Consider the following 24,835-nt stretch of genomic DNA (forward strand, 5'->3'; position numbering starts at 1 on the left):
CCGCTCAGCGCGAACGCCGACAGCGCTCTGAGCAGTAGCGCACCTCGTCCCAGCAGCGCGCCCACTTCTTGCGCCAGCTGAACGGCAGGCCGCAGACCGCGCAGGTCTTCACCGGCAACTCGCTTTTCTTCACAGCATCTCCCCGGCATCGAGCTTGGCCAGCAGGCGCTCGCCCCAATCCCACAGCACCTGTTGCTTAGCCTCGGTCATGCGCGCCAGGTTTCGGTAAACCATGCCAATGCGCGGGTTACGCTCCAGGGGCTCGCGGTGGCGCATCAGAAAATGCCAGTACAGCGCGTTGAACGGGCAGGCCGATTCGCCGGTGCTCTCGCCCACCTTGTAGCTGCAGCCCTGGCAATGGTTGGACATGCGCTTGACGTAATGACCACTGGCGCAATAAGGCTTGGAGCCGAGGTAGCCACCGTCGGCATGCATCACCATGCCCAGAGTGTTGGGCAGCTCCACCCAGTCGAAGGCGTCCATATACACGGCCAGGTACCAGTCACAGATGGCTTTGGGCGCGATGCCAGCGAGCAAGGCGAAGTTGCCGGTGACCATCAGCCGCTGGATATGGTGCGCGTAGGCATGCTCCAGAGTCTGGCCGATGGCCTGACGCATGCAGTTCATCCGCGTCTTGCCGGTCCAGTAGAACTGGGGCAGCGCTCGTGAGTTGCCAAAGCGATTGCCCTCGGCGTACTCCGGCATACGTAGCCAGTAGATGCCGCGCACGTATTCGCGCCAGCCGATCAACTGGCGGATGAAACCTTCGGCGGCATTCAGCGGCACGTCGCCGGCACGATAGGCGGCCTCGACCTCGGCGCAGATCCGCCGCAGATCGAGCAAGCCGATATTCAGCGCAGCGCTAATGCGCGAGTGGAAGAGAAAGGGCTCACCATCGGCCATGGCGTCCTGGTAGTCACCGAAGTCTGCCAGGCCCTGGGCCAGAAAATACTGCCAGAGGCGTTCGGCCTGCTCGGCCGTGACCGGATAATCGAAACCCTCCAGGCTGCCGTAATGACTGGTGAAACGCCGCTCGACCAGCGCCAGCACATCACGGGTGATGGCATCCGGCTCGATACTCAGCGGCGCGGGTGGATGTATGCCTTTGGGCAATGCCTTGCGATTGTCCGCATCGAAGTTCCAGGCACCGCCCTCCGGTGTGCCGTCAGGGTTGAGCAGCAGCCCGCTGTCACGGCGCATCTCACGGTAGAAGAACTCCATGCGCAACTGCTTGCGCCCCTTGGCCCAGGCAGCGAACGCATCGCGGCTGCATAGAAAGCGGCTGTCCTGGTGCCAGTGAATCGGCACGCCACAGTGACGCAGCGCCTGCTCCAGGCGCCAGTCGCCGCACTCGGTCAGATGCACCTCGGCAGGGTCGAGCCGTTGCGTCCAGCGCAGCAGCTCGCCCGGCAACGAGCCCGTGTTGTCCGGATCGTCCAGGGCCACGTAATGCACCTGCTGGCCCTGCTCACGCAAGGCTTCGGCGAAATGGCGCATGGCGCTGAAGATCAGGGCGATCTTCTTCGGGTGATGCGGCACATGACTGGCCTCTTCCATCACTTCGGCCAGCAGCACGTGGTCGTGCTCGCGGTCGATGTCCTTCAATGCACCAAGGCCGTGGGTAAGCTGGTCACCCAGGATCAGAATCAGACGGCGCGCACTCACAGCGGCACGATCTCCATATTCGGGTGGCGGCGCAGATGGCCGATCAGGATGTGATAGGTATCGAGATTGAAACCGCCACGACGCGCAGCTAGTAGCGGCTGGGCATGCTCGAGCTGGTCGACCGTACCGAGATGACGCCATTGATCGAGCACGTGCCACTGAGTGAGGCCGTGCTGCTCGTCGCGCTCGACCAGCGCGACCGGCCCGCTCCAGGGCCAGGCCTGGGTCTGCAGGCGCTCGGCACCGGCAAGCAGCCGCCGGTCATGGGCCGAGCGCGGTTCCTCACCACAGCAGGCGCCCGCGCAGCGCCCAAGCTGATAGGCGAAGCAGGCTCCCTCGCCCTCCTCCAACCCCAGCACGCGCAGACACAGTCGCCGCTCGCGCGCCTGCTCCAGAAGCCACTGACGCGCCTGATGACGCGAGCGGAACAGCCCAACATGCCTGAGCCCGGGCCTCAATGCATGGTGCTGCAGCAGTTCGATGTGCAGCTCACCAGGCTCGCCCGCCAGCGCCCAGGTCAGCAGCTCGCGCTGCTTGCGCAGATGACGGTTGTACAAGGGTTGCAGTCGCTTGATCTCGGCAGACTCGAGCAGTAGCGCGCCCAGCTCACCGGCAGTGACTGCCAGTTGCACGTCGCGAATCTGCTGCACCATTTGCAGGCTGCGACGGTCGCGGTGATCGTTCTGAAAATGCGACATCACCCGGCGGCGCAAATTACGGCTCTTGCCCACGTAAAGCTGCGCCCCGCCATCACCCAGGAAGTAATACACGCCAGGCCGCTCCGGCAACCGGGCGAAACGCTCTGCCGCCAGCAGGGGCGGACGTGCAGCGCTACGCAGTTGACTGCCCAGCGCCGACGGCGCCACCCGCGTCAACAGCTGCAGGGCCAAGGCCAGGGCGGCCTCGGCATCCGGCACCGCACGATCGCGGAAAAACCGCGCGATGCCGAAATGCGTACAGAGTGCATCGAAACCGCCGCTCGCCAACTCTGGCAGTGCCGCTCTGGCCAGGCGCAGTGTGCACAGCTGGGGTGGGCGCAGGCGCTTCCACTCGGGCAGCACGCGGCGCAGGAACGCCAGGCTGAAGCGCAGGTTGTGGCCCACCAACACGCGGCCACGAATGGCCTCGGCAATGGCTTGCGCCTCGCATTCGATACGCGGCTGGCCACGCAACTCCAACGGATGCAGGCCTGCCAAGCTGAGCAACGGCGGGGGTACGGCCACGCCAGGCTCGAACAGCCAGTGCAGGCGCGCCTCGACCGTGCCGTCGACATCGACCTGAATGATCGCCAGCTCCCAGATGGCATCACGTGCCGGATGCACGCCTGTGGTCTTCACCTCCACGACGGCCAGGGCCCTGCCCTGCAACGTCGCGGCCGGTGCAAAGGCGGCAGTCACCAGTTGGAGCGGAAAGCGAGAGGCACGCGCAGGCTGTTGTCAGCCGAAGGCATGCCGCACATTTCATCATGGACCGAGCTGTGCACCAGGAAAAACGGCAGCGCCGGTATTTCCTGCAGGACATCACGTGCATGCTCCACCGAGCGCAGGTTGAGCGTGTTGCCCTGTTCATTGATGATCGGGTGCGCCCGCCCGTCCATGCGCGCTTCAAGCAGATAGATACCGCCTTCGAGCGAGATCAGGTTAAGTTCATCGATGCGCCCGGCTTGGGCGTGGGTGGACAGATCATTCAGGTTCATCAGGCTTGCCTCCGACCTTAACTATACAAGAACTTATACAAAAACAATTCTTGTACAACAAAGAAAAAGCTCAAGCCCAGAAAGCAAAACGCCCGTCACGTTCGGACGGGCGGTTGCGAGGCGGCTTCGGATCAGTCGTGCTTGGTGACCTTGTCCAGATAGCCCATGGCGAAGGCAGACCCAACGAAGGTCAGGTGAATGATCACGTACCATTTCAGATACTCCAGATCGTAGTTCTTCGCGTCCATGAACACTTTCAGCAGGTGGATGGACGAAATCGCCACGATGGACGCAGCCACTTTCATCTTCAGCGAGCTGGAGTCCATCTTGCCGAGCCAGCTCAGCTTCTCGGTGCCTTCGTGAATATCCAGGCGTGAAACGAAGTTCTCGTAGCCGGACAGCATCACCATCACCAAGAGCCCACCGACCAGCGCCATGTCGATCAGCGACAGGAGCTTGAGAATCACGTCGGCTTCGGCCAGGGAAAAGATCTGCGGCAGGATGTGATAAAGCTCTTGGAAGAACTTGACCGACAAGGCGAGCACGGCGAGAGAAAGACCGAAGTAGATCGGCGCCAGCAACCAGCGCGATGCGTACATGGTGTTTTCGATGAAGCGTTCCATGGAGGGCTCACTGAAGGAGGGGAAAATCGCGGCGAGTATACCCATCGCATTGCACCAAAAGAAGGTGCCTGAGCACTGTGGATAACCCCAGCCCGGCGGCAACGCCCGGATTGCCCAGACGCGCCATGATTCGGGCGCTCAGCTCTGTCCGTCGGTTTCAGGATGGCGCTGGAAGGGCCCGGCAACGCTGTGCCGCTCACCATTGACTCGGCGTAACTCGGCCTGCAGGTGCAGACGCCAGATCGGCGCTTCAGAGCATTCGACGTAGCCCTGCAGAGCCAGACTCTCGGCAATCGCCGCCAGGGCATCCTCGGCGACGGAAGGCCCATAGAACGGGCCTTGCGCCTTGATCGCGGAAGGCTGCGCCCCCGACATACCGGCGGCGCAAAGCAGTGTCCAACGTCCGTTGTCTCCTGCCAGTGGCCTGATCACGCATTCGATGCGAGTGACCAGGCCCAGGCATTGGCGGGTGAGGCAGAGGCTGCGCGACATGGCGGCGACCCTCGCAGAATCCAGGCTTCAGCCTACACCCCGAGCAGCCGCACTGTGAAGGCAAAAGTTATCCACGCAATCTGTGGATAACTCTGTGCATGAGTAGTGAGCAACATTCAAGATGCACCTGCCCCGGGCGATCCGTGACAATCGTGCAATATTTGCTCAGCCCACAGTGCCTTCACCCTCCCCCTTCTTGCGCCGCGGCGCCTTGGCCGGTTTCACCGCGGCCGCCTCGGCTTCGGCCTTCGCCTTGTCCGCGTCAGCCGGTTTGATCTCTTCCTCCAGCCCGATCTCGGCGATATCGCGCAAACGTTCGACCACCCGAGCGTTGACGCTGCCTTTGGGGAAGCGACCCTTTTCATCCGGATGACCAGCCGCCTCGCCGACCAGCAGGCTCAGGGCCTCGTCGACATGACGCACGGCGTAGACGTTGAACTGGCCTTCTCGCACGGCCTGCAGCACGCGCTCGTCGAGCATCAGGTTGGCGACGTTGGAGTGCGGGATGATCACCCCCTGCTCGCCGGTCAGGCCACGCGCCTCGCACAGACGGAAGAAGCCTTCGATCTTCTCGTTGACGCCGCCGACCGCCTGCACTTCGCCGAATTGGTTGATCGAGCCAGTGATGGCGAAGCACTGTTTCAGCGGCGTGCGCGACAACGCCGAGATCAACGTGCAGACCTCACCGAGTGACGCGCTGTCGCCGTCGACGTAACCGTAGGACTGCTCCAGGGCGATGCTGGCGGAAATCTCCAGCGGGAATTCCTGTGCGTAGCGGCTGCCGAGGAAGCCGGTGAGGATCATCACCCCCTTGGAGTGGATGGACTGACCGAGACTGACCTCACGCTCGATATCGACGATGCCACTGCCGCCGGGATAGACCGTGGCGGAAATCCGCGCTGGCACGCCAAAAGCCGAGTCGCCGACTTCCAGCACGGTCAGACCGTTGCACTTGCCCACCGCCGCGCCCGTGGTGTCGATCAGAATGATGCCGGCCAGCATGTCGTCGATGATCCGCGCCGACACGCGCCCGGTGCGGGTGGCCTTGGCCTTGAGTGCGCGCTCTATGTGACCGACATCGGTGAGACCTTCTCCGGCGAGCTGGCGAATGAAGTCCGCCTCGCTGACCAACTGGAACAAATCGCCAATACGCGCCGACAGACGCCCCTGATGTTCAGCCAGGCGTGCGCTGTAGGTAGCCAGACGCGCCACGGCAGCACCAGTCAGCGGCGCCATACCTTCTTCCGAGGTGCGAGTCTTCATCAATTGCGCGAACTGCTCCAGGCTTTCTTCGGCGAGCGGGATGTCCTCGTCGAAGTCGACCAGGACGCGAAACATCTCCTGAAAGTCGGGATCGGCGTCTTGCAGCGCATAATAGAGCTGACGCGAGCCGATGATGATGACCTTCAGTTGCAGCGGGATGACCTGCGGGTTGAGCGTGACGGTGGCGATGCGGCCGAGATCACCCAGCGGCGACTCCATCTTCAACTGGCGCGAATGCAGGGCACGCTTCAGCGCTTCCCAGACGAAAGGCTCACCCAGCATTTTTTCTGCCTCGACCACCAGATAGCCGCCGTTGGCGCGGTGCAGCGCGCCGGGGCGCAGTTGCCGGTAGCTGGTGTACAGCGCGCCCTGATCGGAGCTGTATTCGATACGGCCGAACAGATTGTCGTAGGTCGGGTGCGACTCGAACACCACCGGCGCACCGCCGTTGGCATGGTGACCAACCACCAGGCTCGGGCAGTACATTTCCTCCAGCAGCTTGCGCAGTTGCGGGTCAGCCTTGTCGACATCCACCAGTTGCTCGACGGCGGTTTTCAGCAGGTTGACCTGCATGGCCTGGAGATAGGCGCAGACATCGGCATTTTCCGCGTACTTCTCCGACAACGGTGCCAGCAGCGGCTGCAGGGCAACGGTGATGGTCTCTTCATTGAGTTGGCGCAGCAGGTTGCTCGACTCACGCTTCCACTGCGGCAGGCTGGCCAGCTCCTCGTTGAGGCGCTCTTCCAGCGCGGCGATATCGGCGTGGAAGCGCTCACGCTCGGCTTCGGGCAGTTGCGCGAACTCGGCTTCGTCCAGCGCCTTGCCGTCGGCCATCGGGGTGAAGGCGATATTGGTGCTGTCGCGGTACAGGGCCACGCCCTTCTCCAGCGACAGCCGCTCGATCACGTCCAGCGCCTGGTCGTAGCGCTTGTTGAAGCCGCGATCGATGGCGCTTTTCTTCTGCTGGTAAGTCGGGGTTTCGAACACCGCCGGGAAGGTGGCCAGCAGGTTGTCGATCAGCAGGTTGATGTCGGCGATGAAATCGCTCGCGGTACCAGCTGGCAGCTCCAGCGCACGCGGCTCACGGGGTTCGTCGAAATGATTGACGTAAACCCGGTCGGCCGGCGTCTCCATGCGTTTGGCTTCGGCCTTGAGGTAGCGCTGGACGAAGGAGAAGCGCCCGGTACCGGGCTCGCCCATGACGAACACGTTGTAGCCAGGGCGCGGCATGGCCACACCGAACTGCAGGGCTTCGACCGCGCGGGCCTGGCCCAATACGCCGCGGAAGGGTTCGAGGTCATCGGTACTGCTGAAATTGAATTGCTCGGGGGCGAAGGGGCGGGTCAGTGAGTCGGGGGCAAGGCGCAAAGCATCGAGGCTACGCTTGGACATTGGCAATCCTTATAGCGGGCGGAAGTTTCCGCAAAACATGGGGTGATTCTGGGCCTGTGGCGCGAAAGGGATCAAGGCTTGATTCAAAAAATGAAGAGCGATTCAACCGTGATGTACCGCGCAACGCTCATAACGAGCACCGACCAGCACTTGCGCAAAATGCCGACGTCGACTGCCTTGACACCAGTTGGCCGCGTGGCCAAAGCTCGGCCATCGCCATGACCAGAAGAACAGCGATCTTGAAACGGATATTCGCCGTCCTTGCCCTGAGCTTCAGCTTTCCCCTGCACGCTGCCACGCTCGAACAACTGGCCAACGATCCTTACTGGCTCGCCCTCGGCCACTATGAAACCGGCAAGCTCGGCGGCTGGCGTAGCTATGTCGACGACAACGATTTCTTTCTCGCCGAAGATGGCGACAGCGACCCGGCAGCTGAACTGCAGGCGACCCTTAAGGCGCTGTACCAAACTGCCGAACTGGGCGACCGCCACCCGCAGTGCGTCTACCCGGCGCGTACCCGTTGGCTCAAGGCGCAATTGCAACTCGATGACATGCCCAGCCCCGACTGCGCCGAATATCGAAACTGGTTCGCCGACGTCAATCCACACAGCACGGTGCTGGTGTTCCCGGCAGCTTACCTGAACAGCCCCTCGTCGATGTTCGGCCATACCCTGCTGCGCATCGACCAGCCTGACATCGATAGCCACAACACCGCACTGCTCAGTTACGCGCTGAATTTCGGTGCGTTCATCGAAGGTAACGACAACAGCATCCTCTACGCCTGGCGCGGCCTGATGGGCGGCTATCCCGGCCTGTTCGCCCTGGTGCCGTACCGCGAGAAACTCAGCGAATACAACCGCCTGGAAAATCGCGACCTGTGGGAATACCGGCTGAACCTGACGCCGGAAGAAACCGCGCGCATGGTCGAGCACGTCTGGGAACTCAAGCAGATCCGCTTCGACTACTTTTTCTTCGACGAGAACTGCTCCTACCGCCTGCTGGAACTGCTGGAAATCGCCCGCCCCGGTATCGAGCTGACCGAACATTTCCCGCTCACAGCCATCCCCACCGACACAGTGCGCGCGGTCAAGGATGCCGGGCTGATCGAACGCATCGACTACCGCCCCTCGCGCGAACGCGAACTGCTGGCCCGCGCTGAACCGCTGGAGCGCGACGAACAGGCCTGGGTGCTGCGCCTGAGCCAAGACCCAACGCAACTCGACGACAGCGCCCTCCTCGCCCTGCCGGCGGAACGCCGTGCCCTGATCCAGGACGCCGCCTTCCGTCTGGTGCGCTACCACGCCAACGATGAAGAGCGCAGCAGCAACGCCCAGCGCAGCTTCCAGCTACTCGGCGCGATCAATCGCAACCCGCCACCGCCACTGGCAGTCGAGCGCCCGCCGCTGCCTGAGGAAGGCCACGAATCACGCACCTGGCAACTGGCTGGCGGCAGCCGCGATGATCGCGCCTTTGCCGAGTACGGCCTGCGCATGGCCTACCACGACCTCACCGACAACCTCGACGGCTTCCCACTCGGCGCGCAGATCGAGATCTTCCAGCTCAAGCTGCGCCAGTACGAGAACAACCACTGGCAGTTGCAACGCCTGGATCTGGCCAATATCCGCTCGCTAACACCACGCAACGCCCTGCTGCAGCCGCTGTCCTGGCAGATCGGCGGCGGTTTGGAGCGGGTGCTAGGCGAAGATGGCGATAGCCGGTTGGTCGGCCATATCAGCGGTGGTGCCGGCGCCACCTGGCAGTTGCACGACGACCTACTGGGCTTTGCCCTCGGCACCGCACGCCTGGAATACAACGAGGACTTTGCCGCCGTTATCTCCCCAGCGCTGGGCTTCAACAGCGGCCTGCTCTGGCGCAACCCGCTGGGCAACATGACCCTGGAAGCTGCAGGCGATTACTTCCACAACGGTGAAGTGCGCCGACGTCTATCGCTCAACCAGCAATGGGAAGTTTCGCGCAACCTCGGCCTGCGCCTGAGCGCCCAGCGCGAATTCAGCCAGCTGGCTAGCCCGGTCAATGAAGTGAAACTGGAGCTGCGCTGGTATCACTACTAAAGGGCAACACGCAGAAGGCGGGCTTCTATACTGAAATTTCCTTCACCCGTTTCAGGAGAGTCATCATGCGTCGCACGCTCATGTTTCTCGCCGCTACCCTGATCAGCCTGCCGTTGTGGGCCATGCACTGCCCGCAGGACATGGCCAAGATCGATGCACTGCTGCAAAGCGATCCACCGTCCGACCCCGAGGTGCTGGCCAAGGGCAAGGAGCTGCGCGCCGAGGGCGAAGCCCTGCACAAGGCTGGCGATCACACCGAGTCGGTCAAGGTACTCGGCGAAGCCCTGGACCTGCTGTCGGCCAGCGAGTGAGCGCTCAGAAGCCGCTGTAAAGCAGCCCCAGCGCCACCTGCCTGACCTCTTGCAAATCCACAGGTTTGCTCAGGCAGGCTGACGCTCCGCGGGCCCGAGCATCCTCGAACAAGCGGGCGTCGGCCACTGCGCTGATCACCATTACCGGCACATCACGCAAGCGAGGTTCGGCGCGCATGGCGTCGAGCACCTCGAGTCCGCTGCCGTCGGGCAAGTCGATATCCAGCAACACCAGCGCTGGTTCACTGTCCTGCAACTCAGCCAGCGCCCGCTGGCAGGAGCTCACGCCCCTGACTTCGGCAAATTCACGCAATGACGCCTGAAGGATTCTCATGCAGGCCGGGTGATCCTCCACGCACAGAACCTGCACCAGGCTCTGCACGCTCTGCGCGGGGACGTCGTCAACCTCGTCGCCCAGCCCTTCAGGGCTTGCCGCGCTGGGAATGTCGAGCCAGAAACGGCTGCCCACTCCCGCCTCGCTACGCACGCCGATCTCGCCGTCCATCAGCGTGGCCAACTCGCGGCACAGCACCAGCCCGATGCCGGTACCGGGAATATTAGAGCTTTCACGGCCGAGACGCTGGAATGGCTGGAACAGCTGCGCCAGCTGCTCGCCAGATAGCCCCGGCCCGGTGTCGTCGACCCACAGGCGCACGCAGTCGGCACGCACCTCGTAGCCCATGCGGATCATCCCGCGCGGGCTGTTGTACTTGATCGCGTTGGACAGCAAGTTGAGCAGAATCTGCCTTACCCGCCGCGGGTCGCCCTGCACGAACAAGGGAGGATCGGCCGCCTCCATCACCTGCAGTTGCAGCTGTTTTTGTTGCACTTCGGGCTGCACCAGCTCGGCACAGCCCTTGAGCAGGCTGCCGATCTCGATCGGCTGGAATTGCAACTGCTGGCGCCGGCTCTCGATGCTCGACAGGTCGAGGATGTCATCGACCAGCGAGGTGAGATGGCGGCTGGCGCTGACGATCTCACGCGAGTAATCGGTCTCCAGCGTGGCATCCTGCTTGTCCTGCACCTCCATCTCGATCAACTGGGCGAAGCCGTGGATGGCGTTGAGCGGCGTGCGCAGCTCATGGCTCATGCTAGACAGAAAACGACTCTTGGCCTGACTGGCGGCAAGCGCTTCGAGGCTGGCGTGACGTAACTCCTCCTGCACCTGCTTGAGCCGGGTAATGTCGACGTGGGTACCGGCGATGCGCAGCGGCCAGCCGTTCTCGTCACGCGACAGCACCTTGCCACGGCTGAGCAGCCAGAGGTATTCGCCACGGCAATCGAGATAACGATACTCGGCGTCGAAGTATTCCTCGCCACTGTCGGCGAACAGCTTGCGTAGGTGACGCAAGCGCTCCAGATCGTCCGGATGCACACGCTGATTGAACTCGCTCAAGGTCAGCAGCGACGCGCCCAACCCGAAACGCCGCACGAAGCGCTCGCTGAGCTCGATGGTCAGTGCAGCGGTATCGATCTGCCAGAGACTTTCGGTGGTGCTCTCCAGCACCAGTTGCAGGATGCTTTGCGCCTCCTGTCGCTCATGCTCGCTGGCCTTTAGCTGTTTACCGGCCTGCTGCACGGCATCGGCCAGGCGGCTGACCTCGGCGATGTGGCTGTCCGGTGCGGCGGGCAGATACTTGCCCTGACCGAGGCTGGCGGCCATGTCGACGATGCCATTGATGGGCCTCGACAACTGGTCGCTCAGGTGGCGCGAGCGCAGCCACATCAGGGCGAAGAACAACAGATAGAACCCGGCCAGACCGGCGATCAGCAGATAACCGATCTGCATGTAGCGCTCGGCCAGCTGGTTGGTGTCATGGAAGATCTGCTCCTCGTCCACCACCAGTAACAGGCGCCAGCCGGTCTGTGGAATCTCGCTCCAGGCCACCAACTGCTTGCGGCCACCGAGCATCACCTCTTGCGCGCTGCCATTACCTTCATTCATCGCCTGCAACAGCGACGCCATGCCCTCGCGCTTGGTGAGGTTGAAGTCTTCGGGCTTGAGCACCTCACGGCGCACGGCTTCGTCGTAGGAATACTGGGTCAGCTCACGCAGACCGAAGTCCCGTTCCCCGGCCTTCGGCAACGCCATGATGTTGTGGTCATGGCTGACCAGCATCGCGTAGCCCTGCCAGGGCACGTTGAGCTCGGCGATTTCACCCAGGATCTGTCCGACGGTCACATCGAGACCGACCACACCTTCGAGAAAATCATCGCGATACACCGGAGCGATGGCCGACATCATCCAGCCCAGGCCGGCGGGGTCGAGATACACCTCGGTCCACATCACCTTGCGCTGCGGGTTGTGCTTGGCGTCGGCCAGGTAATAGAAGTTGTAATCGGGTATCACCATGTCGTGGGGATACTGCGCGGGCGTATCGAACCAGGGGTAAATGCGGTTGTAGCTATCCCAGGTGTTGAAATACAGGGCTGCCACCAGCGGGTTGGCCTGGCGGATCGAACTCATCAGCGGATCGAGCTGCGACAGGCGCATCACCTTGGCGTGATCCTGCTGTGCCAGCGGCGTGCTGTTGGCATAGAAGGAGGCCGCACGCCCGTCATCGCTGCGGGTATAGAAGACGCCGTCGGTCACAGCATGACGCTGACGCTCGAGTTCGTCAGCCTCAAAGCGGGTATCGAGCAGGGCCTTGTGGGTGGCATCACGGTACACCTGCACCAGGGACTCGATCGAGCGCAGGCGACCGTCGATGATCTGCCCCTCACGCAACGCCGCGCTAGCCAGGTCCTTGACCGCCGTCTCCTGCAGATGGCCGATCTGCGCATCGCGAATCGCCTGGTTGCTTAGCAGATACACCGCAATCAACACCGACTCCACCAGAATCAGCGGGATCAGTGCGCTTTGCACAAACGCGCGCCAGATCCACTGACGGAGAGGGTAGCGGCTAGAACTCGGCATTACGGCTCCTTGGCAGAGGGCGCAGGCAGATGCGAGGCGCCATCATAGCCTCCCCGGACGGAATCCGCAGTCGACGCTGAGGAACCTTTGCCGTACACTTCACGTCCTATCTGTAACCGAAAAGTTTTGGGGCCGATTAGGATTCGACGCCGGTAGCGAAGCTCGAGGTGCATGCCGACTTGGTAACAGAAGTCGTAAATAAACTGTTGCAACTTTCTATAGTTGCCAATGACGAAAACTACGAGGGCTACGCTCTCGCTGCGTAAGCGGCGCGACTAGTCCTTCTGGTAGCTTCGGCTCCAGCGATCACTAGGGGATGCCTGTAAACCTGAAGTGATTGTCATGCAGAACAGGATCGCCGCGTAGTACGTTGTGGACGAAGTGGCTAAAACTTACACAACTCGCCCAATGCACCCTGCCCGTCGGGCGGCTGAGGGTTAACTCAATAGACACGGCTAAGCATGTAGTACCGACAGTGGAGAACTGGCGGACGGGGGTTCAAATCCCCCCGGCTCCACCAATTCAAGCAAGCATAAGCCCCTGATTTTCATAGAGAAAGTTAGGGGTTTTTCTTTGGGTGTCGAAAAGGCGTCGAAGCGTTAAGCCTGCTGGAGAAGATCGCTTTCGATGTCTGAAAAATTGCTGATCTTCACCGAACCATCGGGAAACCGGGCAATGACATCCAACTGACCACCCATGGCTTCGATGTGGCTACGCAAAGTGGAAATGTACATGTCTGTACGCTTTTCCATCTTGGCGATGGATGGTTGCTGTACATGCAGCACCTCAGCCAGCACCTTCTGTGACAGCCCACGAGCCTGGCGCAGCTCATTAAGCGGCATCTCTGCAAGCAGCTCCTGGGCTTTGGCCTCTACCCTGGCCTGAGCCTCAGGCGCCATTTTTGCGCGCAGCTCTGCAAATTTCTTAGCCATCTATCAAGCCCTCCTTACGAAGCTGTTCCAGATGTTCGTCGTACAGTCGATCAGACAGCGGAACGTTGATGTCATACCAACGATCATCACCAGTCTTGTCGCCACCGATCAGCAAAATAGCCGAACGCCTGGGATCAAATGCATACAGGGTTCTGTAGGGTCGGCCTTCGTGCTGGGTCCTCAGCTCGCGCATGTGGCTGTGACGAGAGCCATTGACTCCGCTGCTGTGTGGAAAGCCAAGTGACGGGCCTCGCTCCTCCAGGAGCTGGACTGACACCGCAACGGACTCCTGTTCCTCAGCAGACAAGCTTTCCCACCACTCACCGAATTCGTCGGTGTATTCGATATCCCAAGTCATGGAGAAAATATAACCTCAAAGGAATATTCCATCAATGGAATATCTGAATCATAGAGACGAGAGCGGGCCAATGCGTACCGCATCCTGCAGATGATCCGGCGCCAGGCGCGCGTAGCGCATGATCATGGCTAGGCTGAAGTGACCCAGGATTTCTGCAGTGTGAGGATGTTCCCGCCGTTCTGGATGAAGCGACTGGCGAAGGTGTGGCGCAGGGAGTGAGCTGCCTAGCCTTTCGGTAGGCGGATGGTCGTCCTGGCCAGGGCGCGGCGGAACGAGGTGATGGCCGAGTGGCTTCCAGTGCCTGACGATCTTGGCTTCCAGCTCTGCAGTGATCGGCACCGAACGAAACTTGCCGTTCTTGGTGCCGCTGAAGGTGATCACGCCGTTACGCAGGCCAGTCAGTTTCAGCTTCTCAGCCTCTGACCGTCGAGCACCGGTGGCCAGACAAATCAGGGCGAGCTGAGCATCGTAATGATGTGCTTACCACCTCACACGAAAACCGAGCGTGGCGCCGTAGCCGTAAGAGTCGCTGCTGGCCAGGCTACGGGTGAAGTTGCCTTCACCGTAAAGCGAATATTTGCCGCCGTCCCAGTCATGCGAGCCACCGAAACCGACGCCGGCTCTCACGCGGTCGTCGCGACTGCGAAACACCTGATCGTCGACACGCACCGAGGTGCCGTCGAGAAACTCGTTGTACAGATTGGCGATGGTATAGAGCCGTGTAGCGTCGAGCTGACGCTCCAGGCTGACGCCCACACGCCCTTGCAGACTGTCGTCACGGCCAGGGCGAACCGAGGCGCCGAATACATCGCTGAAGCTGTCGAAGCGCACCTTCGAGTAGGTCACCTGAGCCTGCGGGGTAATGAGCCAGCCTCGATCCAGGGTGATGCGTTTACCGCTCTCCAGCGAGAAGGCGTAGCCGAAGGCATCGTTGTCGCTGACCAGGCCACGCACCGGGCGCGCCGACAGGTTGCTGTCGTACCAGGTCGCCTGCACGGTACCGTCGACATAGAAGCCGTCGTTGCCGTACCAGGTCAGCGTGGCACCAAGGCCATAGCCATCGGTGGAGATGTCGCCAGAGCCATAGTCACCCGCACCATAGCGCCAATTGGTATCAGCACTGCCGTTGACGTAATGCAGAGAAAGACCACCAACGAGGTGGCCGCCAGCGTTCTGCAGCAACAGAGCATCGACACCGATCTGCGTTCTGGTCATGTCGTAGCGATACTCGCTGCCGGAGGTCGAACGCTGCGGATCGACGCGATTGTGCCCACCTTCTATCCGTACCCAGACGCCATTCGAGGTGGTGAAACGGCCACCGGCCTCCTAGGCCGACGACACTGCTCTACCCTCCTCCCAAAGGCGATTGCCCACGCGCTGATACAGCGTCGACACGCCATTGAGCCCGAGCAGGATCTGCGGATAAGCCTCGTAGCTGGGCACGCCCGGCTGGTAAAGCGGCGTGCCGGGGGGCGCGGAGGTATTCTGAATGACCGAGCGCAGATACCAGTCGCCATCCAGGGGCGTGGATACGCCGCCCTGATACAGCCGATAGGCGTAGGCGCCGGCCACCACCGCCGGGTCGCCTTCGTAGGTCGTGCTGCTCGCCAGGGTGAATACGCCGTTGGATACGCCACCGACCTCGATGATCCTGATCCCTTCGGTGGTCTGTGCACCGGTACCACCGACGTTGATGACGGTGATGGGTGTGCTGCCAGAGGTGGAGCCGGTGATCACCAGGCGGTCAGTCGGCGAGCTGTCGTCGCCCAGTTGGGTGCGGATTTCGATGCTGCCACCGGCTGGCGTGTAATCCCCGGCAATCGTCAGCGTCCCCAGGCTGCCGGGCTGCCCCGGCGCGATCACCCCGCGGTTGGTGGTTACACCGACCTGGCCGATACCGGTAAGACGCGCCCCTGCCAACACATCCATGGTGCCGCCAAGAGTGCCATCGACCTGCAGGGTGCCTGCCTGTGCCAGGGCGTCACCGGTAAAGGTGGCGCTGTTGCCAGTGAGAGTCAGCGTGCCCGTGCCCAGCTTGTTGAAGGTCGAGGAGCCGGAAAAGGCCGTGTCGATGCCAATGTCATAGCTGTTGCTATCGATCCAGGCGCCTTGCGCGCCGACGGCCAACCCCGCCGTGAAGTTTCTCAGGAAGTCGTTCTCGTCACGGTTGGCGCGTAGAATCCCACCATCGATATCGAGATCAGCAGTGCCGAGCCCGGCGATCACCGCCCCGGTTTCGAGAACGCCACGTCCGGCGGCGCTGCCATTGAGCTGCAACGTACCGCTGCTGGTGGCGGTATCGGCGATATGCACGTTGTCGGCGATCTGTACCAGGCCACCACTGTCGATCGCAATCGAGCCAGTGCCATCGACGCCGACCCGCAGGTCGTCCGTAGCACTCAGCGTCGACACATCCCCGGTGGTGCTCGATACGCTCACCGAACCGTCACTGCCTACGCCATAGCCGATGTAGATGGTCGCAGCGCCACCGCCGGCCTGCTCAGTACTGACCGCGGCACCGTCCTCGACCTGCAGCAGACCCGTGCCCTCGAAACCGACATAAATGTTGTCGAGCGGCGCCCAACTCGACCCAAGACCGTTGACGGTGACACGACCATCGCCTCCAGCAATGACACCTATCAACCCCTGCTGGCTGCGCACCACGCCGCCATCGTTGATATCCAGTGTCCCGACGCCACCGACGCCGATCTGAAAACTGGGGCTGAGCCCCCCGGTCGCCCTGGCTTCCCATAAGGAGTCGGCCCCCGAGACGGTGACGTTGCCGGTGCTGCCAACTTCTCGACCGACAGAAACGCCGCCGTCGCTACTCACCACACCGCCATCGAGGATATCCAGCCGGCCAGTGCTGCCCGTCTCGACGCCGATATAGGCCTCACCATCTATCGTCCAGGAGGAGGCATTGCCTGCACCGTCCTCCCCCTGGACGGTCACCGTGCCGCTGTCGAAGTTGCCGACATAGGCATCTGCGGTACCGCTGACGGTGCCACCAGCATCGATAAGCAAGGTTCCGGCAGCACTATCACCTACGACAAGATCGCCACCAACGACCCAGTCATTGCCTGGGGGCGGTGTAGGGCTCACGTCCCCCGTGAAGGTCACTTGCGCACTCGCCATCCGGGCACTGTCTGCGCCCCAGATACAGGCAGCAATCGCGGCGGAGAGCATCAGGGAGTGGCGAAACGGGAACACTGCAGCGCTGTACTTCATGGCGCAAATCCTTTTTCGTTGTAAGTCGTTCGCTGGCTTGCCTGACGGGCTCGGGGTTTGATGTGTAACGCAGCTGAATCAGTCATAGGGTTATAAACCATGATCCGCCAAGTCGCGACCAACTGAAGCCGATTGGCATATAACCAGATGCAACAGAATGAACGCGCAGGAGCGGGCAGGAACCATTGCCCTCCGCAAACGGCACAGTCAGAAGCGGCACGACTACCGAAAATTTGCCGTACGGACGCACCTACCAAGAGCAACGAGAAAACTGACGGCAGGCTGCGTCAGCCGCATATGCTGAGATTCAGGCGAGGCGCTAGAGGCCCTGAGCAGTGGTGCCCAATGCAAACGCCCTGACATTGGCGAATGCCTCGCCGAAGTAGGCTTCGTAGCTGTGCTTTTCAACATAGCCCAGGTGCGGCGTGCAGAGGATTTTCGGGTGGGTCAGCAACGGGTGATTGGCCTGCAAAATCGGCTCCTGCTCGAACACGTCCAGTGCGGCCTGGCCAGGACGGCCATGGTCCAGCGCAGCGAGCAATGCCCCGGGGGCGATCAGTTCGGCGCGACTGGTGTTGACCAGCAGGGCGTCAGGCTTCATCCGCGCCAGGTCGGCTGCGCTTACGCAATGTCGCGTAGCCGGCACCAGGCGCAGGTGCAGAGTGAGAATGTCGGACTGTTCGAAGAAAGCTTCGCGCGTCGATGCGGCCTCGTAGCCATCGGCGATGGCGGCCTGGCGCGAGGCCTCGCTGCCCCACACCAGCACCTGCATGTCGAACGCGCGTGCATAACGTGCCAGGCGCTGCCCGATCTTGCCGTAACCCCAGATGCCCAACGTCTGACCATACAGGCGCTGGCCCAGGTTGACCTGCCAGTGCCCGGCATACAGGCCGTTCATGGCTTCACGCAGCTGACGCCGGGCATTGAGGATCAACGCCCAGGTCAGCTCGGCCGCCGCGATGGGTGAGCCAGTGCCCTCGGCAACGGTCACACCGCGCTCGCGGCAAGCCTCCACATCCAGATGCGGGCCGGCTCGCCCGGTCTGGCTGATCAGCTTCAGGTTGGGCAAGCGTGCCAGCAGCGCGGCGTCGATACGCGTACGCTCGCGGGTCAGCACCAGCGCATCGGCGTCGGCGAAGCGCTCGACCAGTACATCCGGGTCACTGACGGCATCGTGATACACGCGAACATCGAAACCCTCCAGCAGCCCGAAGCAATCGAGCTGTTGCACGACGCGCTGATAGTCATCCGGTATCACGATACGCATGCCAAGTCTCCGAATCAGGCCTCGCTGGCAACGGGGCTCTGCTGACGGCGCGCACGCCAGGCGCGCCAGAACGGCAGCACGATCATCACTGCCACCAGCGCCCAGACCACCCAGGTGATCGGGCTGGCGTACAGGATACCGAGATCACCGCTGGACAGGGACAGCGCACGACGCAGGTTCTGCTCCATCATCCCGCCAAGGATGAAACCGAGCAGGATCGCCGACAGCGGGAAGTCCAGCTTGCGCATGACGTAGCCGAAGAGGCCGATGGCGATCATCAGGTACAAGTCGAAGGTGGTCGCATGCACCGCATACACGCCGATGGCGGTGATGATCGCCACTGCCGGCACCAGCGCCCAGTACGGCACGGCCAGCACCTTGGTGAAGACCTTGATCATCGGCACATTCATGATGATCAGCATGACGTTGGCGACGAACAGCGATGCGATCAGGCCCCAGACGATGTCCGGCTGATTCTGGAACAGCAGCGGCCCCGGGGTGATGTTGTACAGCGTCAGGGCGCCGAGCATCACCGCCGTGGTGCCCGAGCCAGGCACACCGAGGGTCAGCATCGGCACCATGGAGCCGCAGGCAGCGGCACTGTTGGCGGTTTCCGGTGCGGCCAGGCCGCGCAGGTCACCGTTGCCGAACTTGTTGTCCTTCACTGCCATGCGCTTTTCGCTCATGTACGACACCGCGCTAGCCAGGGTCGCGCCTGCACCCGGCAGCACGCCGAGGACGAAGCCGACCACGCCGCTACGCAGGTTGGTGGCGAGTACGAAGCCGCCCTCCTTCATATTGAACAGCATGCGTCCGCTGGCCTTGATCGCCTTCTGCCCGTGATGGGTGCGCTCCAGCAGGACCAGCAGTTCGCTGACCGAGAACAGACCCAGCACCAGCACCACGAACTGGATGCCATCGGCCAGGCCCAGGCTGCCGAAAGTGAAGCGATAGACTCCGCTGTTGGCGTCGATGCCCACACAGGAGAGCAGCAGGCCGACCAGCGCCGCAACGGCAGTTTTAAGGGGTTTGTTGCCAGCCATGCCGGCCAGGCAGGTGATGGCGAAGACCATCAGCACGAAATATTCGGCGGGGCCGAACGCCACCGCCCACTTGGCCAGTAAAGGAGCGAACAGCACGACACCGACGGTAGCGATCAGGCCACCGATGAACGAGCTCCAGGCCGACAGGGACAGCGCGACGCCGGCCTGGCCCTGGCGGGCGAGCGGGTAGCCATCGAGGGTGGTCATCACGGCAGATGCCTCACCCGGAATGTTCAGCAGAATCGAGGAAATACGACCGCCGTATTCGCAGCCCAGGTACACCGCCGCCAGCAGGATCAAGGCGGTTTCCGGCGGCAGCCCCAATGCGAAGGCAACGGGAATCAGCAGGGCCACGCCGTTGATTGGGCCAAGCCCCGGCAGCAGGCCAACGACGGTGCCGATCAGGGTCCCGCACAGGGCCGTGACCAGGTTGTAGGGGCTCAGCGCCACGCCGAAGCCATGGCTGAGATAACCGAGAGTATCCATGGGTTCAGCCCTCCAGGGTTGAAAGAATGCCAAGCGGCAGCGGTACGGCCAGTGCCCTGTCGAACAGCAGGTAGAGGCCGATGGCCAACACCACGCCGCTGATCAGGCTGTGCAGCCAACTGCCGCCATACAGACGCGCCATGCCGATGCCGAACAGCACGCTGGCGGGGATGAAACCGATGGTTTCGAAAAGCACGGCATAGCCGATCATCAGGCCGAGAAAGACCAGCGCCTTGACCATTACTTCACGGTTCAGGGGCGGTTCTTCGCTCTGCACATCACCGGCGGGCTTGAGCAGCAGTTGCAGGCAGCCAAAGGCGATCAGCAGTAACAGCAGCAACGGGAAGGCCTTGGGCCCGACCGGTTCGTAGGAAAACGGGGCGCTGTAACCCCAGGCGAAAAAACCCAGGATGCAGCAAAGCAGCAGGGTCACCCCCGCAAAGATACGATCATGCATGGTGTTGCTCCGCAGCGATGCGCCGCGCAGAGGCGGCGCATAGGACTATCACTCAACCAGGCCGAACTCTTCGCCCAGCTTTCGGTATTCCTGCACTTGCGCCTTGACCAGTTGCTCCAGCGCCGGACCGGTCACGTAATCAGGCAGTACGTCACGGTCAGCCAGGTAGGTCTGGAAGTCCTTGGAGGCATTGAGCTTGTCGAACTGCGCGTGCCACCAGGCGACGTCTTCCTCCTTTACGTCCGGGCCAAGGAAATAACCCCGGATCAACGGCCACTGAATTTCGTAGCCCTGCTCGCGCGCTGTGGGGATGGAGGCCAGATCGCCACCCAGACGCTCCTCGCTGAAGATCGCCAGAGTGCGGATCTTGTTGCCCTGCTGCGCACGGATCTCGCTGGCGCTGCCGGTAACCAGGTCGACGTGCTTGCCCATCAGCGCCATGTAGTGCTCGGAGCCGCCTTCGAAGGCTGCGTAGCGCAGGTCGCGCGGATTGACACCGGCAGCGCGGGCCAACAGTGCGATCTTCATCCAGCCCTGCCCGCCGATGCTGCCGCCGCCACCGACGACGATGCTTTTCGGGTCTTTCTTCAGCGCTTGCACCACATCATCGAGGTTCTTGTAGGGCGAGTCCTCGCGTACAGCCAGGGTGCCGTAGTCATTGCCGATCACGGCCAGCCACTTCACGGCGTTTTCATCGAATCGGCCGTATTTACCCAGGGCCAGGTTGAGCAGCGAAGCGCCTGAGAAGGCCACCAGGGTGCCAGGTTCGGCACGGCGGTTGGCGGCGATCGAGTTATAGGCCACGGCGCCGATACCGCCTGGCATGTAGGTCACACGCATCGGCGATTTGAGCAGGCCTTCATCCTTGAAACCGGCCTGAGCCAGCTTGCAGGTCAGGTCGAAACCACCGCCCGGTTTGCTCGGGGCGATGCATTCCGGACGCGCCGGTTCATTGGCAATAGCGGAGGCGCTGGCCAGCAATGCGGCAAGGGAAAGCGGCAGGATGCGGCGAATGGAGCGAGTGATCATGGTGGGTTCCTCTTATTAGATTTGTCGGTAAGGGCGCTGGGTTACCACAGCGGCACGATGTAACTCAGGATCAGGCGATTCTCGTCCAGATCACGGACGAAGCTGGAGCGGTAAGTCGCGTTGCGCCAAGTCACGGTCAGATTCTTCAGGGCACCCTGACCAAAGGTGTAGGCGATATCGGTGTTGCGCTCCCATTCACGCCCCTCGCCTGCGCCGAGATCGACCTGGTCGCCACGCACGTAGCGAGTCATGAATTTAAGGCCCGGAACACCGACACTGGCGAAGTCGAAGTCGTAGCGCAGTTGCCAGGAGCGCTGGTCGGGACCGGCGAAATCGTTGATCTGCAGGAAGTTGGTCAGGTAAGGCGTAGCACCGTCCACATAGGTGAAGCCATCCTCACCAAGCATCTTCTGGTAAGCCAGACCCAGAGCATGGCCAGCGACGCTGTAGGTGAACATGCCGTTGATGACCCGGTTGTCGATATCTCCAACCAGCTCCTTTCCGGCCTCGCTGTTGTTGAAGTAACGCAGATCGCTTTTCAGCTTGCCAGGCCCCAGCGCCAGGGTATGTTGCAGGCCGAGGAAATGCTGGCGATAGACATCGCTCAGCTCGGCATAGTGATAGCTGGCGAGCAACTGCGGGTTGATCGCGTAATCGACGCCAGCGAAGCGCAGCTCGTCGCTTTCGGGGCTACGGCCGAATCGGCCATTCTTGTTGTTCAGGGCCAGCTTCTCGGAGCCGGACACGCTGCGCTGCACCACACGGTCGATCTCGCCCAGGGTGAAAGTGGCGCGCTCGAGATCCTTGCTCTGCACCTGCCAACCCTCGAACACCTGCGGCAGCAGACGCGCGTTGCTGTACTGCAGATAAGGCATCTTCGGCAGCAGCGTACCCACGCGCAGCTGACTCTCGGCAAAACGTACCTTGCCGGTCACGCCCAGCTTGCTGTAGTCGTCCTCGGCGCGGTTGCGGCTGTTGCGCGGCAGCAGGTCGGTGCCACTGCGATCCGGTGAGGAATCGAGCTTGATGCCGAGCATGCCGATGGCGTCGACGCCGAAACCCACGGTGCCCTGGGTGTAGCCGGACTCCAGGTTGAGGATGAAGCCCTGCGCCCACTCTTCGCGCTTGTTCTGCCCGGCATTCTCGCGAAAATCACGATTGAGGTAGAAGTTGCGCAGCTCCAGGCTGGCCTTGCTGTCCTCGATGAAACCGGCAGCGTTGGCACCGACGGCAGGCAGTGCCATGACCGTAATACCGACGACGGAGCAGCTAAGGGATTTTTTTCTTGTCATTGTGGTTGGCCCTACGGGTGTGGTTGTAGTGAAGCGAAATCAGGTGCCGGTGCGCCGCAGGCTGGGGATGTACACCTCGCCCGAGAACAGACGACGGGCCGTGCGCACCAGCGAGGCGCGCAGCTTCTCGGGGTTGCCATCGGCGGCAGGCTGCAGGGAAACCTCGATCTGACCGCCCGGATGCTCCAGGCGTACCAGTGCCTCGCCTTCGATGGGCGCGACGTCATGGGCGACGCTGCCGGGTAGCGCGCAGGCCGTGGCCAGGCCGATGGCACCGGTGGCAGCGACCGAGCGGTGGCAGGTATGCGGCATGAAATAGCGCACGCTCAGCGTGCCGCCATGACGTGCAGGTGCCAGCAGCACCGGCTTGGGAATGACCATCTGCGACACGTCACCAAGCCCCATGGCCAGGCCGGCCTGCAGGCGAATGCGTTCCAGGCGCTGGAGAAACGCGCTGTCGGCATCCAGCTCGGCGGGCGACTCGTAGCCGGTCTTGCCCAGCGCCTCGGCATGCATCAGCACCATCGGCATGGCCATATCAATGCAGGTCGTCACGACACCGTCGAACTCGTCATGCACGCGGCCTGTGGGCAGCAAGCGACCGGTCTTGGCACCAGCGGCATTGAGGAAAGTCAGTTTGATCGGCGCGGCAGTACCGGGCACGCCGTCGATGGCAGTGTCGCCGTCGTAACGCACGCGGCCATTAGGGGTCATCACGTCGGAGTCGACGAAGGTGTTGGTGTTGAGGTTGCGAATGCGCACCCGCGTCATCGGCGAGCCGGCATTGACCAGACCATGCTCGATGGCGAAAGGACCGATGGCGCAGAGCATGTTGCCGCAGTTGGGCGCGGTGTCGACACGGCGCTGGGTGACCATGACCTGCACGAACAGGTAGTCGACATCGGCGTCCGGATGCGGCGAGCGACTGACGATCGCCACCTTGCTGGTCTGCGGGCTGCCGCCACCGATGCCGTCGATTTCCAGCTCGTGGCCCGAGCCCATCAGGCTCAGCAATACCTCGTCGCGCTGCTGCGGGTCAGTGGGCAGATGATTGGCCAGAAAGACCGGCCCTTTCGAAGTACCGCCTCGCATGAGTACACAAGGTACCGTCCGCATGATGCCTCCAACGCAATAAAACTAATGATTGTTGCTTTGCGTCGATTATGAAAAGCGAACTTTTATTCTGTAAAATGCATATATTTCAATATTTATTCCATTTAACGCATTAATGCACACTCGTATTTCCCTGCTTGCCAGCCGGAAACGGAAAGACTAGGGTTCATTGGTAACTTTCAAACAAAAATACGCACGACTGATAACCCAAGCGCATGAATTACGAACTGCAAGATATTCGTGCTTTCGTGAAAATCGCCGAGTTCGGCAACTTTCACGAGGCCGCCAACGCCATCCACCTGTCCCAGCCGGCACTGACCCGGCGCATGCAGAAGCTGGAGGAAAGCCTCGGCACGCAGCTGCTGGATCGCACCACGCGCCGTGTCAGCCTGACGGCCGTGGGCCGGGATTTTCTGCCCAAGGCGCAGCGCTTGCTGGACGACTTCGAGCGCTCGATCCTCGGCATCCGCGAACTGGCCGAGCGCCAGTCCGGCCAGGTCACCCTCGCCTGCATCCCGACGGCCGCCTTCTATTTCCTGCCGACGGTGATCCGCGCCTTCAACCTGCAGTACCCGAAGATCCGCATCCGTATCCTCGACCTCAGTGCCCATGAAGGGCTGGAAGCGGTGATACGTGGCGAGGCGGATTTCGGCATCAACATGCAGAGCGGGCAGAGCGCGGAAATCGACTTCACGCCGCTGGTCAACGAGCCTTTCGTGCTCGCCTGCCGGCGCGATCATCCCCTGGCCAAACGCTCGGAAGTGGCCTGGCGCGAGCTCAGCGACTACCGCCTGATCGGCGTCGGCCGTCTCAGTGGCAACCGCGTGCTGCTCGATCACGGCCTGGCCCATCTCGACTGGCGCCCAAGCTGGTTCTACGAGGTGCAGCACCTGTCGACCTCACTCGGTATGGTCGAGGCCGGCCTGGGCATCGCCGCCCTGCCCAGCCTGGCGATGCCGGCCGAAGATCATCCGATTCTGGTCAGCCGGCCGCTGGTCGATCCGGTAATCAGCCGTACTCTGGGTCTGGTGCGCCGCCGTGGTTCTTCACTGTCACCGGCAGCCGAACAGTTCGTCGAAACCCTGCTGCGGCAATGGCCGAGCTATACCTCCATCGGCACCAGCAATCCCACCGAACTCGAAAGCTGAGCCGCTATCCGGGCCTACGCCATGGAGGCCGCTGGTCCGACGCGCTTTCAT

Annotated in this window: 20 protein-coding genes, 1 other RNA gene and 1 pseudogene; 4 read left to right on the forward strand and 18 right to left on the reverse strand. The window is 62.0% G+C overall.

Annotation, left to right across the window (positions count from 1 at the left end):
- Nucleotides 1–4: 4 nt before the first annotated feature.
- From CDO35_RS01560 to CDO35_RS01590, 7 genes are all read right to left on the reverse strand, one after another.
- Entirely contained in the window at nucleotides 5–133 is a 129-nt protein-coding gene (locus CDO35_RS01560) for a DUF2256 domain-containing protein (protein WP_021488275.1), read from the reverse strand.
- Nucleotides 130–1,665, reverse strand: coding sequence for a cryptochrome/photolyase family protein (locus tag CDO35_RS01565; RefSeq protein ID WP_099522260.1), 1,536 nt, complete (start codon nucleotides 1,663–1,665; stop codon nucleotides 130–132). The genes CDO35_RS01560 and CDO35_RS01565 overlap by 4 nt, the downstream gene beginning before the upstream one ends.
- Entirely contained in the window at nucleotides 1,662–3,062 is a 1,401-nt protein-coding gene (locus tag CDO35_RS01570; protein WP_166432375.1) for a 3'-5' exonuclease family protein, read from the reverse strand. Before CDO35_RS01570 ends, CDO35_RS01565 begins: the two co-directional genes overlap by 4 nt.
- Nucleotides 3,059–3,361, reverse strand: a complete 303-nt coding sequence (locus tag CDO35_RS01575; protein ID WP_099522261.1) for a DUF6482 family protein — start codon at nucleotides 3,359–3,361, stop codon at nucleotides 3,059–3,061. The genes CDO35_RS01570 and CDO35_RS01575 overlap by 4 nt, the downstream gene beginning before the upstream one ends.
- A 131-nt stretch (nucleotides 3,362–3,492) precedes the next feature.
- Entirely contained in the window at nucleotides 3,493–3,984 is a 492-nt protein-coding gene (locus CDO35_RS01580) for a TIGR00645 family protein (protein WP_004423362.1), read from the reverse strand.
- A gap of 138 nt (nucleotides 3,985–4,122) precedes the next feature.
- On the reverse strand, nucleotides 4,123–4,476 hold the full coding sequence (locus CDO35_RS01585) for a PA4575 family protein (RefSeq protein ID WP_099522262.1): 354 nt from the start codon (nucleotides 4,474–4,476) through the stop codon (nucleotides 4,123–4,125).
- Between the two features lie 165 nt (nucleotides 4,477–4,641).
- On the reverse strand, nucleotides 4,642–7,131 hold the full coding sequence (locus CDO35_RS01590) for a Lon protease family protein (RefSeq protein ID WP_099522263.1): 2,490 nt from the start codon (nucleotides 7,129–7,131) through the stop codon (nucleotides 4,642–4,644).
- A 236-nt stretch (nucleotides 7,132–7,367) separates the two neighbouring features.
- On the opposite strand from CDO35_RS01590, the gene CDO35_RS01595 reads away from it, so the two are divergent.
- Nucleotides 7,368–9,203, forward strand: a complete 1,836-nt coding sequence (locus tag CDO35_RS01595; RefSeq protein ID WP_425048521.1) for an Lnb N-terminal periplasmic domain-containing protein — start codon at nucleotides 7,368–7,370, stop codon at nucleotides 9,201–9,203.
- 65 nt (nucleotides 9,204–9,268) lie between these two features.
- Nucleotides 9,269–9,514 carry a hypothetical protein gene (locus CDO35_RS01600; protein ID WP_099522265.1) on the forward strand — a complete coding sequence of 82 codons (246 nt, stop codon included), beginning with the start codon at nucleotides 9,269–9,271 and terminating at the stop codon, nucleotides 9,512–9,514.
- 4 nt (nucleotides 9,515–9,518) lie between these two features.
- On the opposite strand, the gene CDO35_RS01605 is transcribed toward CDO35_RS01600, so the two are convergent.
- A complete protein-coding gene (locus CDO35_RS01605; RefSeq protein WP_099522266.1) occupies nucleotides 9,519–12,431 on the reverse strand; it encodes a hybrid sensor histidine kinase/response regulator in 2,913 nt (970 codons plus the stop codon).
- Between the two features lie 128 nt (nucleotides 12,432–12,559).
- Here CDO35_RS01605 and ssrA point away from each other — a divergent pair.
- Nucleotides 12,560–12,951: a transfer-messenger RNA gene (gene ssrA / locus CDO35_RS01610) on the forward strand.
- 79 nt (nucleotides 12,952–13,030) lie between these two features.
- Here ssrA and CDO35_RS01615 read toward each other — a convergent pair.
- The 10 genes and pseudogenes from CDO35_RS01615 to CDO35_RS01665 all read right to left on the reverse strand — a co-directional run bounded on the left by CDO35_RS01615 (nucleotide 13,031) and on the right by CDO35_RS01665 (nucleotide 23,639).
- Nucleotides 13,031–13,363 carry an XRE family transcriptional regulator gene (locus tag CDO35_RS01615; protein WP_074675645.1) on the reverse strand — a complete coding sequence of 111 codons (333 nt, stop codon included), beginning with the start codon at nucleotides 13,361–13,363 and terminating at the stop codon, nucleotides 13,031–13,033.
- On the reverse strand, nucleotides 13,356–13,721 hold the full coding sequence (locus CDO35_RS01620; protein WP_099522267.1) for a type II toxin-antitoxin system RelE/ParE family toxin: 366 nt from the start codon (nucleotides 13,719–13,721) through the stop codon (nucleotides 13,356–13,358). Before CDO35_RS01620 ends, CDO35_RS01615 begins: the two co-directional genes overlap by 8 nt.
- 48 nt (nucleotides 13,722–13,769) lie before the next feature.
- A complete protein-coding gene (locus tag CDO35_RS01625) occupies nucleotides 13,770–14,102 on the reverse strand; it encodes a site-specific integrase (protein ID WP_243699033.1) in 333 nt (110 codons plus the stop codon).
- Nucleotides 14,103–14,201: 99 nt separating this feature from the next.
- Nucleotides 14,202–16,949 (reverse strand): annotated as a pseudogene (locus CDO35_RS01635) (autotransporter family protein).
- A gap of 319 nt (nucleotides 16,950–17,268) precedes the next feature.
- Nucleotides 17,269–18,216, reverse strand: a complete 948-nt coding sequence (locus tag CDO35_RS01640) for a D-2-hydroxyacid dehydrogenase family protein (protein WP_099522270.1) — start codon at nucleotides 18,214–18,216, stop codon at nucleotides 17,269–17,271.
- Between the two features lie 14 nt (nucleotides 18,217–18,230).
- A complete protein-coding gene (locus CDO35_RS01645) occupies nucleotides 18,231–19,745 on the reverse strand; it encodes a tripartite tricarboxylate transporter permease (RefSeq protein WP_099522271.1) in 1,515 nt (504 codons plus the stop codon).
- Between the two features lie 4 nt (nucleotides 19,746–19,749).
- Nucleotides 19,750–20,202: a tripartite tricarboxylate transporter TctB family protein gene (locus tag CDO35_RS01650; RefSeq protein WP_099522272.1), complete on the reverse strand. Its 453-nt coding sequence runs from the start codon at nucleotides 20,200–20,202 to the stop codon at nucleotides 19,750–19,752.
- Between the two features lie 48 nt (nucleotides 20,203–20,250).
- Nucleotides 20,251–21,231, reverse strand: a complete 981-nt coding sequence (locus CDO35_RS01655) for a tripartite tricarboxylate transporter substrate binding protein (RefSeq protein ID WP_099522273.1) — start codon at nucleotides 21,229–21,231, stop codon at nucleotides 20,251–20,253.
- 41 nt (nucleotides 21,232–21,272) lie between these two features.
- Nucleotides 21,273–22,523: an OprD family porin gene (locus CDO35_RS01660; RefSeq protein ID WP_099522274.1), complete on the reverse strand. Its 1,251-nt coding sequence runs from the start codon at nucleotides 22,521–22,523 to the stop codon at nucleotides 21,273–21,275.
- Nucleotides 22,524–22,562: 39 nt separating this feature from the next.
- Entirely contained in the window at nucleotides 22,563–23,639 is a 1,077-nt protein-coding gene (locus tag CDO35_RS01665) for a 4-oxalomesaconate tautomerase (protein ID WP_099522275.1), read from the reverse strand.
- 212 nt (nucleotides 23,640–23,851) lie between these two features.
- Between CDO35_RS01665 and CDO35_RS01670 the strand changes: the two genes are divergently transcribed.
- Nucleotides 23,852–24,784: a LysR family transcriptional regulator gene (locus tag CDO35_RS01670; RefSeq protein ID WP_099522276.1), complete on the forward strand. Its 933-nt coding sequence runs from the start codon at nucleotides 23,852–23,854 to the stop codon at nucleotides 24,782–24,784.
- Nucleotides 24,785–24,835 lie beyond the last annotated feature (51 nt).

The sequence above is a fragment of the Pseudomonas sediminis genome, assembly GCF_002741105.1.
Taxonomy (GTDB): Bacteria; Pseudomonadota; Gammaproteobacteria; order Pseudomonadales; family Pseudomonadaceae; genus Aquipseudomonas; species Aquipseudomonas sediminis.

Coding starts and splice junctions, on each gene's coding strand:
- CDO35_RS01575 (WP_099522261.1), bottom strand. CDS start 3,361: ATGAACCTGAATGATCTGTCCACCCACGCCCAAGCCGGGCGCATCGAT.
- CDO35_RS01640 (WP_099522270.1), bottom strand. CDS start 18,216: ATGCGTATCGTGATACCGGATGACTATCAGCGCGTCGTGCAACAGCTC.
- CDO35_RS01655 (WP_099522273.1), bottom strand. CDS start 21,231: ATGATCACTCGCTCCATTCGCCGCATCCTGCCGCTTTCCCTTGCCGCA.
- CDO35_RS01645 (WP_099522271.1), bottom strand. CDS start 19,745: ATGGATACTCTCGGTTATCTCAGCCATGGCTTCGGCGTGGCGCTGAGC.
- CDO35_RS01590 (WP_099522263.1), bottom strand. CDS start 7,131: ATGTCCAAGCGTAGCCTCGATGCTTTGCGCCTTGCCCCCGACTCACTG.
- CDO35_RS01620 (WP_099522267.1), bottom strand. CDS start 13,721: ATGACTTGGGATATCGAATACACCGACGAATTCGGTGAGTGGTGGGAA.
- CDO35_RS01600 (WP_099522265.1), top strand. CDS start 9,269: ATGCGTCGCACGCTCATGTTTCTCGCCGCTACCCTGATCAGCCTGCCG.
- CDO35_RS01650 (WP_099522272.1), bottom strand. CDS start 20,202: ATGCATGATCGTATCTTTGCGGGGGTGACCCTGCTGCTTTGCTGCATC.
- CDO35_RS01585 (WP_099522262.1), bottom strand. CDS start 4,476: ATGTCGCGCAGCCTCTGCCTCACCCGCCAATGCCTGGGCCTGGTCACT.
- CDO35_RS01660 (WP_099522274.1), bottom strand. CDS start 22,523: ATGACAAGAAAAAAATCCCTTAGCTGCTCCGTCGTCGGTATTACGGTC.
- CDO35_RS01670 (WP_099522276.1), top strand. CDS start 23,852: ATGAATTACGAACTGCAAGATATTCGTGCTTTCGTGAAAATCGCCGAG.
- CDO35_RS01665 (WP_099522275.1), bottom strand. CDS start 23,639: ATGCGGACGGTACCTTGTGTACTCATGCGAGGCGGTACTTCGAAAGGG.
- CDO35_RS01580 (WP_004423362.1), bottom strand. CDS start 3,984: ATGGAACGCTTCATCGAAAACACCATGTACGCATCGCGCTGGTTGCTG.
- CDO35_RS01605 (WP_099522266.1), bottom strand. CDS start 12,431: ATGCCGAGTTCTAGCCGCTACCCTCTCCGTCAGTGGATCTGGCGCGCG.
- CDO35_RS01615 (WP_074675645.1), bottom strand. CDS start 13,363: ATGGCTAAGAAATTTGCAGAGCTGCGCGCAAAAATGGCGCCTGAGGCT.